Annotated in this window: 11 protein-coding genes; 4 read left to right on the top strand and 7 right to left on the bottom strand. The window is 52.6% G+C overall.

What is annotated here, in order from left to right; translation table 11 throughout:
* Positions 1-11: 11 nt before the first annotated feature.
* The 3 genes from DI14_RS06225 to DI14_RS06215 form a co-directional block, all read right to left on the bottom strand.
* Positions 12-329: a helix-turn-helix domain-containing protein gene (locus DI14_RS06225; RefSeq protein WP_034806643.1), complete on the bottom strand. Its 318-nt coding sequence runs from the start codon at positions 327-329 to the stop codon at positions 12-14.
* A 113-nt stretch (positions 330-442) separates the two neighbouring features.
* Positions 443-766 (bottom strand): general stress protein, encoded by a 324-nt coding sequence (locus tag DI14_RS06220; RefSeq protein ID WP_034806639.1) that lies wholly within the window; start codon positions 764-766, stop codon positions 443-445.
* A gap of 101 nt (positions 767-867) precedes the next feature.
* Positions 868-1,095, bottom strand: a complete 228-nt coding sequence (locus DI14_RS06215) for a hypothetical protein (RefSeq protein WP_034806636.1) — start codon at positions 1,093-1,095, stop codon at positions 868-870.
* 84 nt (positions 1,096-1,179) lie between these two features.
* On the opposite strand from DI14_RS06215, the gene DI14_RS06210 reads away from it, so the two are divergent.
* Together DI14_RS06210 and DI14_RS06205 are read left to right on the top strand one after the other, a co-directional pair.
* Complete coding sequence (locus DI14_RS06210; RefSeq protein ID WP_235193414.1) at positions 1,180-2,238, top strand: GTP pyrophosphokinase family protein; 1,059 nt, start codon at positions 1,180-1,182, stop codon at positions 2,236-2,238.
* A 90-nt stretch (positions 2,239-2,328) separates the two neighbouring features.
* Entirely contained in the window at positions 2,329-2,766 is a 438-nt protein-coding gene (locus tag DI14_RS06205; protein WP_034806634.1) for a MarR family winged helix-turn-helix transcriptional regulator, read from the top strand.
* Positions 2,767-3,212: 446 nt separating this feature from the next.
* Here the strand turns inward: DI14_RS06205 and DI14_RS06195 are convergent, their stop codons facing one another.
* From DI14_RS06195 to DI14_RS06180, 4 genes are all read right to left on the bottom strand, one after another.
* Positions 3,213-3,767 (bottom strand): class F sortase, encoded by a 555-nt coding sequence (locus tag DI14_RS06195; RefSeq protein WP_235193413.1) that lies wholly within the window; start codon positions 3,765-3,767, stop codon positions 3,213-3,215.
* Between the two features lie 34 nt (positions 3,768-3,801).
* Positions 3,802-4,602 (bottom strand): DUF4397 domain-containing protein, encoded by an 801-nt coding sequence (locus DI14_RS06190; protein WP_034806629.1) that lies wholly within the window; start codon positions 4,600-4,602, stop codon positions 3,802-3,804.
* Between the two features lie 255 nt (positions 4,603-4,857).
* Positions 4,858-5,589, bottom strand: coding sequence for a glycerophosphodiester phosphodiesterase (locus DI14_RS06185; protein ID WP_235193412.1), 732 nt, complete (start codon positions 5,587-5,589; stop codon positions 4,858-4,860).
* Positions 5,576-7,042 (bottom strand): carboxypeptidase M32, encoded by a 1,467-nt coding sequence (locus tag DI14_RS06180; protein ID WP_034806626.1) that lies wholly within the window; start codon positions 7,040-7,042, stop codon positions 5,576-5,578. The genes DI14_RS06185 and DI14_RS06180 overlap by 14 nt, the downstream gene beginning before the upstream one ends.
* A gap of 258 nt (positions 7,043-7,300) precedes the next feature.
* Between DI14_RS06180 and DI14_RS06175 the strand changes: the two genes are divergently transcribed.
* Both DI14_RS06175 and putP read left to right on the top strand, forming a co-directional pair.
* A complete protein-coding gene (locus DI14_RS06175) occupies positions 7,301-8,281 on the top strand; it encodes a D-alanyl-D-alanine carboxypeptidase family protein (protein ID WP_034806665.1) in 981 nt (326 codons plus the stop codon).
* Positions 8,282-8,627: 346 nt separating this feature from the next.
* Positions 8,628-10,109: a sodium/proline symporter PutP gene (gene putP / locus DI14_RS06170; protein ID WP_034806623.1), complete on the top strand. Its 1,482-nt coding sequence runs from the start codon at positions 8,628-8,630 to the stop codon at positions 10,107-10,109.
* Positions 10,110-10,190: the final 81 nt, after the last annotated feature.

Raw genomic sequence — 10,190 nt, 5'->3', positions numbered from 1 at the left:
AGTCTTTAACGCTATTTCTTTTTCAACTCTCTTTCGATCTCCATGAATTTTTTTAAGATGTCGTTCTCCGTCTTCAGGTGGGATAGTTGACGCTCTCTCTTGTCATCCTCACTGGCGGAATCAGGACCGAGTCCGTAGGTGTATTGCTTCCCGATGGGCTGGTCAAATCGATAGATTTCATTGGACCGATACCATCTCATCCATGTGTGGATCTGTGATTCGTTTTTGATCCCGTGTTTCTCCATGATCTCTCTAGTCGTCAACTCACCGCTCAGTTTGTCTTTCACCACTGCCCATTTCACTTCTCTTGAATATACGTTTTTGCCCACGCAAAAACACCTCCGATGCTAGCACTTTTTTTAAGTGTACCACTGCGAAGGTGTTTTTATATTGTCTCAAAAATTTAGGTTAGCCCACTGACACGTGTCAGTTCCGTCTTGTTTTATGATTTGTCGCAGACCAACACGATTTTTCCGTCTTGAATCTCGCCTTCGAGCGATTCGACCATCTGTTTCGTCAAGCCGAGGCTCTCGAGCTGCTCGATGCGGTCGTCCGAGTTTTTCGTGAACTTGGACATGAGCGACTCCCAAAGTCCTTTCTCGGTGATCCGATACGGCTGGACACCGGCCTCGGCGGCGAGACGGAGCGTCAATTCTTCATCTTTGGCAAATAAGTAAATGTGCTCGTTCACACAGCCGCCCGACACCATCCCGTTCACTTCATGGTCGACCGACGTCATATCTCGTACGATTCTCGTTTCTAACATCCTTCATCCTCCTAAACGTTCACAGTCAAAATCGAATAATATACTATTCCCAAAAAATGAGCGCTAAAACCCGATTTCTGACGGATTGTTTGAAGGATGGTTCATGTGAACGTGACGGACCAAGATTCGATGTTGAAATGTTCGACGAGTTGACCGACCCGTGCCTGCTCGTCTTCTCCCGAATGAACGCCGTCCCGTGTCGCCTTGAACGCCAGCTCTCCCTGTCTCGGGGTGATTCGTGTGATCCGATAGCCTGCCTGCTGCAATAGCGAAGCGATGATCTCGAGCTTCTCACGCTCGATTGAGCGAAACGTATGATGCACTTTCATGTCTCTCCTCCTCGCTGACTCCTCAGTGTGTACGCTCAAAACAATGATGCTATACTTATGTCAATGAGACAAGGAGTGATATGGATGCCGAAACAAGATATGAATGCGATCATGCTCGACTACTTGAATGAGAAAGAAGACTATGAGGCGTTCGCGGCCAAACTGAAGCAATTGCTCAGCGAGTTGCTCGACAACGCCGGGATCCAATTCCATTCCATCGTCGCTCGGGCGAAAGAGGCCGAGAGCCTCTATGCGAAACTATCCAGGAAGCCGTATCAATATCGGTCACTTCGGGACGTGCAGGACTTGGCCGGGCTACGGATCGTCACGTATTTTCATGACGATGTCCGGGCCGTCGCGCAAATCCTTGAAGAAGAGTTTCGGATTGACCGGGAACAGTCGATTGACAAATCGACGCTACTCGATGCGAACGAGTTCGGTTACTTATCCGTCCATTACGTCGTCGGGTTGAATGACAAGCGGCTCGCGCTCGGTGAATATGAGCGCTATCAGGAGAAAGAAGCGGAGATTCAGGTCCGCTCCATCTTGCAACACGCCTGGGCCGAGATTGAGCACGACCTCGGCTATAAGAACCCGAACGCCGTCCCGCCAGAAATCAAGCGTAGCTTCAGCCGCGTCGCCGGGCTCCTCGAGATCGCCGATTCAGAGTTCGTCAATATCCGGAAACAGCTCCGGACGTTCGAACAGGAGACGGTCGAACGAATCATCGCTTCCCCTGAAGAAGTGACGATCACCCGTGACAACTTGAACTATTATATCGCGAACGATCCGACGGTCGAGAAGCTCGACAACGCCATCTTCCAGAGCGACTGGTTGCTCGAGACGGACTTGTCGACGATCATCGAGCTGACGCGCATGTTCCATTATGCCCAGATTCGCACGTTCCACGACTTGAGCGAGACGCTCGACTTGTATTTCAACCGGGCCGTGAACTGTTCGGCGCTTCTCCCGTCTTCGCTCCTTCCCCGCCAAGGGATGGGTGTCGTCTATGCGGTTCTCGCCAAACTGCTCGTGGAAGGGGACGATCAACAGATTGAGTTTTTCTTCCGTCGCTTTTACCCAGACTTGAAACATTATGACGAAATCATCCAACAATTACGGATCCGGGAAGAGCCGACATAACTTTACAGACTTCATGTTTTTATTGTAGAATGTTTTTATGTACTGAAATATATGCAAATAATGATTTTTAAGTAGGAGGTACTTCCGAGGATGACAACCCCTGTACAGACAGCATCCCGCCGTCAGCTCGTCGCTGACGCCGAACGCGGAATCCGCATGAACTATCGTGGAGTGAAAAAAAACCTCCGGGCGATGTTCTCACAGTATTTGACGCGCAACGAATTTTTCATCCTTAGGTCACTCTGCCAAACGAGTCCCCAAATCGCTTCGGCACTCTCGAACGAGTTCCAGTTTTCGGCCTCGATGATCACGGCACTCGCAGATGAGTTGACGAAGAAAGGACTCATCTCGCGTGAACGGAGCGAGCGCGACCGCCGTGTCGTCGAACTCCAAGCGACTGAAGAAGGCCGTGCCTTGTTCGAGACGTTAGAAGATATGAAAATCGAGTACTTGATGGACGTGTTCGAGGACTTCTCTGACGAAGAGCTCATCGTCTTGTCGAAGTTGCTCGACCGTATGGACGCGTAACGGTTTACGACGACATCAAAATAAGCCATGGACCCATCCCAGTGATGGATTTATGGCTTATTTTTTACATCGATTTAGTTTTCATGAGTCGCTCGATCCCGTTTCTTTTCTTCCCACCTACGTTTAGCCTCTTTATGCAAATCGTCTTCATTGCGAAGGCGCATTCCTCTTAGCTCTCGATTTATAGCGCGAGCCTGCCTTTTGACTGATCTCTTTGTTACGATGAACAAGACTCCATAACTTGCACTCGCAAGGAACAAGCTCCAAACGGCCTGTTCTGTGGCGATATAGGCGAGAAGGTACATCATAAACCAAAGACCGACCGATGAGGCGTACTTTCTAAATGATTTGATAGTTATCTTCCCCGTTCCGCGTCCTGAATAAAAGTGACGACACCCCATTTAACAATAAACAGCCCGGAGTGGCAATCACTCCGGGCCATCGATTTAATTTCGTATGAGCTTCGCCGTCACGATGATTCGATCGCGATACCCACGTTCAGGGTCATAAGGCCCTGCACAGGTGATCAGTTGCAACCGTTCGGATTGTGTGGCCGCAAAGATGGAAGCGAGCGGCACGTCCTCGAGCCGATATCGATTCACGGAGACGACCTCATACTGTGCGACTCGCTCGTCACGTTGGAGCGTCACCGTCTCTCCGAGTTGTAACGTGGCGAGTTCGCTAAAGATGGCCGGACCTTGGAGATCGTCTAAATGTCCGGATAAGACGACATTGCCGATTGCGCCGGCACGTGCGCCGTATTGATACCATCCGACTGCATTGACGTCATCCGGCGTGTCCATCCGGTCGAGGCGGTCTTTCCCGACCGGTTCAATTGTCGCATCGACGTCAATGGATGGGATGATGAGTCGTTTTGGGATGAACGTTTCCCGGTGAAACGACTGCCGACTGACCTCGGTCGAGGCGAGGACAAGCGGTTCGGCGAATCCGACGGTTGGGAGTCGGAACTCTTGGTCCGGCGCATCGACCTCAGCGGCCATCGAGAGAAACGCGAACGATCCAATCAGTAAAAGCTTAGGCGTCTTGCTGCTTACGACGAAAGACGTAGAAGCCAGCCGCTGCCGCACCGAGGACTGCTGCTGCGAGCAACCAGTTCATCGAAGCAGTCTGAGCGAGTCCGCCTTGTCCAGTCTCAGGAGCTCCAGCCATTTCCCCGCCGTCTGCTGCGAGCAATACTTCAAACGCTGGTTCACCTTCGAGGAGTCCGATCGCGAATGCCGTGTAGTTCTTACCACCTTCAAGGGCGACACCGTCGAGCGCCTTCACGACGTCCGTTGCGCCGGCTGGGCGAACTTCGAGGTCATACGTTCCGGCATCAAGTGTACCGTAGTCAGATACCGCTTTGAACTCGAGGTTCGAGAAGAGCGGGTCTCCGCCTTTCGGTGCCACATCGACCGCTGGCGCGTCTGGTGCGAAGTGAGCGACACGGACTTTCGACTTGCCATCTTCGAAGTTGGCGTCATCTTCCATCGCTGCGATCTCGATGTTCTCGAGTTGTCCAATCGCTGCAGCGGTATAGAATTTGCCAGCTTCAAGTGAGAGATCCGCTGCGACGACGACCGTCTCAGCGTCACCGGCTGGTTTGATTTCGACGTTATAGTCGCCGGCTGGTAGTGTCAAATAGTCAGTGAGCGCTTTGAACTCTGCGCCTTCGACCGCGACTTCGCCGTTGACATACACATCGACCGCTGGAGCATCAGGTGAAGCGTGAAGCACCCGGACCATCGCATCGCCGTCGTGACCGTCCGCGCTGACTGGTAAGACGAGTGCGAACGCGAGAGCGAGCGTTCCGAGTAGAGACATCAGTTTCTTCATGTGAAATTTCCTCCCTTTTCCCCTTAAGTGTGACCGATGGACTACGTACAACAGATTTGGTGTAGTGCTGCATAGCGTGCTACATCTGATTGCTATGTAGCTGGTGACATCTTAAACTTAAGACAACGGGACGATGGCGTAAAGGCGACAGTGTGTCTCGAATGTGCTGTGACGCCTTCTTCGAGTGTTACCGCTTTCTTTACAATGTTGTTACTTCCCTGTCTCGATTAAATAAAAACCCCGTGACATACATTGTCACGGGGTCAAATGTGCTCGGGCCCATTCGACGTCGTTGACGAATAACGCGTCGACGCCGAGCCTGCTGAAGCGATGCAATTGTTCTTCCGTCTTGACCGTGTAAGGCCGGACACGGATTCCTGCTTCGACCAATGCCTCGATCTCGGCGTCGGTTAACGCGCGGACGCTCGGATGAAGCGCATTCGCCCCGAGCTGTTTCAAATAGGAGACCGGGTCCGTCATCCGTTTTGAGGACAGGGCGGCAAGTTCATATTCGGTCGTCAACTCGCGTAAACGTCGTAACGTCTCGTGATTAAAGGAAGAGACGATAAGACGCTCGGCTGGAAAACCTGTCCGTTCAACGATTTCGATGAGACGACGCTCGATGCCCCGATAGTGCTCGACATCCGTCTTCAGCTCAAGGTTGACGAGGAGCGGTGTCGGCTTGACCAACTTGAGGAACGCTTCGAGTGTCGGAATCGGTTCCTCTCCCCCGAACCGGAACGCCGCGTTGGCTGTCCGGAGCTCGGCGAACGTCTTTTCGACGACACGGCCACGTCCGTCCGTCGTCCGCTCGAGCGATTCGTCATGGATGAGCACGAGTTCCCCGTCCCGCGTCATGTGCACGTCCGTCTCGATGCCGTCCGCACCGACCTTGATAGCGGCCTTGAACGCCGACATCGTGTTCTCTGGGTAGTGCGCCATCACCCCACGGTGGGCGTATAGCTTCATCGGCTCACGCTGTGCCATATTTGGCCGTCAAATAGCGCACGAGCGGACGGACCGAGATGTCTTCCCCCGTCACTTCCCGAATCAACTCGTTCGGTGTGAGCGATTTGCCGTGGCGATGCACGTTCGTCTCGAGCCACTGCTTGATCGGACCGAACTCCCCGCTCGCAATCCACGTGTCGAGCTCTGGGTGTTGGGCCCGTAGCGTCTCCGTCAATTGGGCCGCATAGACGAGACCGAGGGCATAGCTCGGGAAGTAACCGAACGAACCGCCCGCCCAGTGCACGTCTTGAAGCACACCTTTCGCGTCGCTCGGGACGTCGACACCGAGGTACTCTTTATAGAGGCGGTTCCACGCCGCCGGCAGCTCGGCAACGGACAACGTGCCTTGGATGAGCGCCTTCTCGAGCTCATACCGGATGATGATATGAAGGCTGTACGTCAACTCGTCGGCCTCGATTCGGATGAGTGACGGTTTCGCCTCGTTCACCCCGGCATAGAACGTCTCGAAATCGATGGACGAAAGCGGCGGATGCTCGGCTTGTAGTCTCGGGTAGACGCTCTTCAAGAAAGCGACGCTACGGCCGACGAAGTTCTCGAAGAACAACGACTGCGACTCGTGGATGCCCATCGAGGCACCACCGCCGAGCCCGAGTTCGTCGAGTGCGGCATCGATTTGTTGCTCATACGTCGCGTGCCCCGCCTCGTGCATCGTACCGAACAAGGCGTTCCGATAGTCTGCCTCATCATATTTCGTCGTGATGCGGACGTCCCGACGGTTGATCGTAATCTCGAACGGATGGACGGTCGCATCCAAACGTCCGCGGCTCAAATCATAGTCGACGACCCGCATCCAGTCGTGACAGATTCGTTCTTGCGCCTCCTGGTCCATCGACCAGTCGAAGGGCGCCCCCGCCTGTTTCAGTTGACGGATGAGCGGGACGAGCTCATCGCGCAGTCCTTCAAACAATCGGTCGAGTTGCGCGACCGTCATCCCTGGCTCGAAGTCATAAAGCAACGCGTCGTACGGATGTGACGCGTACCCGAAATAATCGGCGAACTTCCGTTGATACGCGACAATCTTTTCTAAATATGGTGCGAACATCCCCCAGTCATCCCGTTCTTTCGCTTTCTCCCAAGCGGTCTCCGCTTCTGACACGAGCGTGACGTACGCCTGATACTCTTCGGGCGGAATCTTCGCATTGCGTTCATATTGCGTCTTGGCGACAGACAGCGAGCGGGACTCGATTGGCGTCAATCCATCTGCCCCTTCCATCTCGTCGAGCAATCGTTTGAACGATTCGCTCGTCTGACGCTTGAACGCCTCGGTCGAAAGATACCCGATCGTCTCCGCCCGTAACGGTGCCGACTGTTCCGGCATCTGGGTCCGCATATCCCAATAAAGTAACGAGATCGCCTCGTCGAAGGCGCGCAACTGTTTAAAATGCTCGCGCCACTGCTTTGTCAATTCCATGTCATGACCACCCCTGTTCATTTATCCTTACATCACTACTTTATTATATTCGTCAGCCGTTGCCTATCTCCGCATATGGATTTTGATACGGTTTATACATATGGAACGGAATCCTGAACCATGGAAAAAAATATTGACCTGTTTCTTGATTTTTCTGACGATTTATTTGTTTGATATCCATTATGGTAGAAAAGTAAACAATGAAGGAGCGAATGTAGAGTGAATCGAACACGGAGACATAAACAACGAACATATATGATGCGACGAATCTTTTTTGGCTTGATTTTGCTCGCGATCGTCGCATTAATCCCGGCCCTTGTCGGTTTCAAACGGGAGACGCCCGTCCAACCTTCAATCGAGGCTCCTGTCGTCGAACCGGTCAGTCAAGGTCCGACGTTTCCCAATATCCCGATGAGCGACTGGCGTCTAGACGTCATGGAACAAGTAGACGACGAAGAGATCCTCGTCGGCGCGATGACGTTCGTCGATTTGACAGACGGCGTCATCTTACTCGATAAACAAGGGGAGGCCCGTGTTTATCCGGCGAGCACGACGAAATTGATGACGGCACTCCTCGCCTATGAGCAAGCGAGTCTCGCCGGCGAACTCGACCTTCCACTCGTCGAGATCAAACCGTCGACACTCGACATCCCATGGGACAGTCATATCGCACACCTCGCGGTCGGTGACACGTTGTCCGTCCGCCAAGCGCTCTATGCGACGTTGCTCGAGTCGGGGAACGACGCAGCGAACGCCCTCGCCGAATATGTGAGCGGCTCGACCTCCGCGTTCGTCGAATTGATGAACGAACGGGTCGATACCCTCGGCTTGACGGGCACCCATTTTATGAATGCGCACGGTTATACCGACCCGGACCATTACACGACAGCGCACGACATGGCGAAGATTGCTTATGTGTTCGCTCGTTATCCAGAGCTCGTCGAGATTGCCGGTACATATGAATACGAAGCGCTGTTCTCGGACAAGGACGGGAACGGGAAGCGCCGCTGGTGGTATCATCTCGGATCGGCCGTCAACAAACGAAGCATCCATTATTCGGATTTGGTGACGGCGACAAAGACCGGCTACACGGACGAATCCGGATATACGATGGTCTTTTTGATGGAAGAGGCCGATAAGCAGTATGCGCTCGTGACGATGCGAGCCAAATCCGGACAGACGTTTCCGACGATGCGCGCGGTTGAACAAATCATCTTCGGACGCTCAATCGAAGAGTAGGACATAGATAATGAAGGGACGGCTCAAACGAGCCGCCCCTTTTTTGATAAGATAACGATTTCAAAGCCAAAATGTTACAAGGAGATTACAACCGCATCTCCTCCAAGTGACGAAAATTCAGAACATTTAAACTTTATTTGTGAAAAAAGTAAGGCTTATCCGTTGATATAATGCGCTTTAGAGCCGTTTTTATGAAAAAAGACTGATTTGCAATGACTGTGAAGGTCCGTTAAGGTTAGTCACAAGTTCGTCTTCACCGTTCCGCTATAACACAATGTGGGAAAGACGTCACATGATGTAAGCGGACGATTGAACCATATTTAAACAGCGTACAGGAGGTAATACAATGTTATGGCAAGAATGGGTATCCATCGCGCTTTACTTCGTGATGATGCTCCTCATCGGATACGTCGCTTATAAACGGACGACCGATTCATCAGATTATATGTTAGGTGGCCGCAAGATGGGGCCAGGTGTTACCGCCATGTCAGCCGGAGCTTCGGATATGAGTGGTTGGATGTTAATGGGACTTCCGGGGGCAATGTACGCCACGGGATTATCAGCGATTTGGCTAGCCGTTGGATTGGTCATCGGAGCTTACTTGAACTACTTATTAGTCGCTCCCCGTCTACGTGTCTTCACGGAGATGGCAAATGACTCGATCACGATTCCTGACTTTTTAGAGAATCGGTTCCGAGATCACTCGAACTGGCTACGGATCCTGTCTGCATCCGTCATCATCATCTTCTTCACGTTCTATACGTCAGCCGGACTCGTCTCTGGCGGGAAGTTGTTTGAAAGCTCATTCGGGCTCAGTTATCAGACCGGTGTCATCGTAACGATCAGTATCGTCGCACTTTACACGCTCTTCGGTGGTTTCACTGCCGTCAGTTGGACGGACTTTGCGCAAGGTGTCATCATGTTCCTCGCCCTCGTCCTCGTCCCAATCGTCGCCTTGACGGACGTCGGTGGTGTCTCGAACGCCGTCAACACGGCGAGTACGCTCAATACCGAATTGTTCGACCTGTTTGAGGGAACGACGACGCTCGGGATTATTGGTCTCCTCGCTTGGGGACTCGGTTACTTCGGTCAACCGCACATCATCGTCCGCTTTATGGCGATTAAAGATGTAAAATCAATCAAAACAGCTCGCCGCATCGGGATGGGTTGGATGACAGTCTCAATTATCGGTGCTGTCATGACTGGGCTTGTCGGAATCGCCTATTTCCGAGGTCAAGGGAATCCCCTCGCTGACCCGGAGACAGTGTTCATCCGCTTCTCAGAAGTATTGTTCCACCCGTTCATCACTGGTTTCTTATTATCGGCGATTTTGGCAGCAGTCATGTCGACGGTATCGTCACAGCTTCTCGTGACATCTTCGGCATTGACGGAAGACTTCTATCGGAAGTTCTTCAATAAAGATGCCAGCGAGAAAACGATGGTTCTCGCCGGTCGAATCGGTGTCTTGACGGTCGGACTTGTCGCGACGATCATGTCGCTTAGCCCGTCGAACACGATTTTGACTCTCGTTGGTTATGCATGGGCCGGTTTCGGTTCAGCCTTCGGTCCAGCGATTCTCTTGTCGCTCTACTGGAACAAGATGACACGTCAAGGTGCACTTGCCGGTATCCTCGTCGGTGCCATCACGGTCATCGTTTGGATCGCGACCGGTCTCTCGACGGTCATCTATGAAATGGTACCAGGCTTCTTCCTCAGTATGCTTGCGATCGTGCTCGTCAGCACGTTCACGAGCCAACGTGAGCAGAAACGCATCAACCGTGAATTCAGCGAAATGGAAGCTGAACTCGCCGTTGCGAAAAAAGAATAACTGCAATCAAAAACGGGGGCCATTGGCTCGCGTTTTTTTGCTGCGCCCTGCCGCGGCTCACTACTTCTCGTGACAGGCGGT

Source organism: Exiguobacterium sp. AB2 (genome assembly GCF_000696055.1).
GTDB classification, from domain to species: Bacteria; Bacillota; Bacilli; order Exiguobacteriales; family Exiguobacteriaceae; genus Exiguobacterium; species Exiguobacterium alkaliphilum.
Note: the sequence above shows the minus strand (reverse complement) of the source record. Positions and strands in the feature narration are given on the sequence as shown.